Consider the following 2,291-nt stretch of genomic DNA (forward strand, 5'->3'; position numbering starts at 1 on the left):
GTCGGTCAACTTTCGGTCGCGTCGCAGGATAAGCTGCCACTCTGGTGGCTCGCGCATGGCCTCAATGACGCTCCGCAGTACATTGGCCGTGGTCGCCGAGCACCTCGATAACCCGGCACTCCGCCACCGAATGGTTCGTGCAGTCCGTCATCCTCGCAACCTCCGCCCTGAGTGCCGTCAACCGGGCGATCTTGTGGTCGATGTCGGCAAGGTGCGCAGCCGCGATCCTGTCCGCGCTCTCGCAGGGGCGGTCCGGCTCCCCGGCCAGCGCCAGGAGTTCGCGGATCGGCTCGATCTCGAAGCCGAGCTCGCGGGCATGCCGGATGAAGCGCAGGCGCCGCAGGTCGCCCGCATCGTAGAAGCGGCGGTTGCCTGCCGTCCTCGGCGGGGACGGCAGGAGGCCGATCTGCTCGTAGTAGCGGATCGTCGGCACCTTGATGCCGCTCGCCCGCGAGGCCTCGCCGATGGACACGCCGCCTGTCATTTTCCACTTGCTCCTCTAGCCACTAGAGGAAGTAGGCCTCTCCCGGAAACGATGCAAGGAGAGCGTCATGAGCACGGTGACGGGCGAGAGCCGCTTCAGGGTCACGGGCATGGACTGCGCATCCTGCGGCAACAAGGTCGGCACCGCGATCCGACGGCTGCCGGGTGTCGAGGATGTCACCGTTTCCGTGTCTACAGGCACGGTGAAGGTCCGCCACGCGGAGGACTTCGACACTGCCGCGGTCACGCGGCAGGTGCGGAACCTCGGCTACGGCGCCGAGCCCGCGGACGGAGCGAACCCGACGTCGGGGAAGCAGCACGACCATGCCGGCCACTCGCACGACGACCCCGTCGAGGTCGGCGTACCCTGGTGGCGAACGGGCAAGGCACGGCTGACGGCCGCCTGCGGCGCCGCTCTGCTCGCCGCCTACGTCCTCGGCCACCTCGCGCCCTCGCTGGTGCGTCCGGCGTTCCTCGCCGCGCTCGCCGTAGGTCTCGTCCCCGTCGCTTGGCGGGCGATCACGGCGGCCCGGTTCGGCACCCCGTTCTCGATCGAGACGCTGATGACGATCGCCGCCGTCGGCGCCGTCTTCATCGGCGCTGAGGAGGAAGCGGCGACGGTCGTGCTCCTGTTCCTCGTCGGCGAGGTGCTGGAGGGGTTGGCGGCGAGCCGCGCCCGGGCGAGCATCCAAGGCCTCACCGCCCTCGTGCCGAAGACGGCGCTCGTTGAGAAGGACGGCCAGACCACCGAGGTGCCCGCGGAGGGCCTTGCGGTCGGCGCCACCATCCTTGTGCGCCCCGGTGACCGCATCCCGGCCGACGGCTCGGTCGTCGAGGGATCGGGCGAGGTCGACGAGGCGCCGGTGACGGGCGAGAGCGTGCCGAAGCGCAAGGATGTCGGCGACCCCGTCTTCGCGGGAACCGTCAACGCGGGCTCCGTCCTCCGGGTGCGCGTCACGGCCGCGAGCGCCGACAACACGATCGCCCGCGTCGTCCGCCTGGTGGAGGATGCACAGGAGTCGAAGTCGCCGACCGAGCGCTTCATCGACCGCTTCTCCAAGGTCTACACGCCCGCCGTCCTCGTGGTCGGCTTCCTCGTCGCCGTGGTGCCGCCGCTGGTCGCCGGGGCGGACTGGAACGAGTGGATCTACAAGGGCTTGGCGATCCTCCTGATCGGCTGCCCCTGCGCGCTCGTCATCTCGACGCCCGCCGCCATCGCAGCCGGCCTGTCGGCGGGCGCCCGTCGCGGGCTCCTGATGAAGGGCGGCGTCGTGCTGGAGACCCTCGGGCGGGTCACCGCCATCGCCTTCGACAAGACGGGGACGCTGACCGCGGGAAAGCCCGTCGTGACCGACATCGTGGCGGTCGGTCGCCCGGCGCGGGACGTGCTGTCGCTCGCAGCGGCGCTGGAGAAGGGGTCGAACCATCCGTTGGCGCTCGCGATCCTCGACCGGGCGAAGGCCGACAACGCCCCCGTGCCGCCCGCCTTCGATGCCAACGCCGTCCCCGGTGAGGGCGTCGAGGGCAAGGTCGGCGGCGAGGCCGTGTTCCTCGGGTCGCCGCAGGCCGCCGCGCGCCGCGCTCCCCTCGGCGACGAGCGGACGGCCGCGATCGCCGCGCTGAACGCGGAAGGTAAGACCGTGTCCGTCGTGCTCACGCGGGACGGGGTCGCGGGCTACATCGCCATGCGGGACGAGGCGCGCCCGGACGCGCGGGAGGCGCTGGCCGCCCTAAAAGCCGACGGAATCCGCGCCGTCATGCTGACGGGGGACAACCGCACGACCGCCGATGCGGTCGCGGCGGGCCTC

2 protein-coding genes are annotated in these 2,291 nt (G+C 71.2%); one reads left to right on the forward strand and one right to left on the reverse strand.

The window, feature by feature from the left end; genetic code table 11:
- Window positions 1–61: 61 nt before the first annotated feature.
- The gene (locus AUL28_RS16775) at window positions 62–484 is read right to left on the reverse strand and encodes a MerR family transcriptional regulator (protein WP_062234764.1); all 423 of its coding nucleotides are present in this window, start codon (window positions 482–484) and stop codon (window positions 62–64) included.
- A 67-nt stretch (window positions 485–551) separates the two neighbouring features.
- Between AUL28_RS16775 and AUL28_RS16780 the strand changes: the two genes are divergently transcribed.
- A partial coding sequence (locus AUL28_RS16780; protein ID WP_062234766.1) for a heavy metal translocating P-type ATPase occupies window positions 552–2,291 on the forward strand: 1,740 nt, incomplete at its 3' end.

The sequence above is a fragment of the Aureimonas sp. N4 genome, assembly GCF_001463925.1.
Taxonomy (GTDB): domain Bacteria; phylum Pseudomonadota; class Alphaproteobacteria; order Rhizobiales; family Rhizobiaceae; genus Aureimonas; species Aureimonas ureilytica_A.

Coding starts and splice junctions, on each gene's coding strand:
- AUL28_RS16775 (WP_062234764.1), bottom strand. CDS start 484: ATGACAGGCGGCGTGTCCATCGGCGAGGCCTCGCGGGCGAGCGGCATC.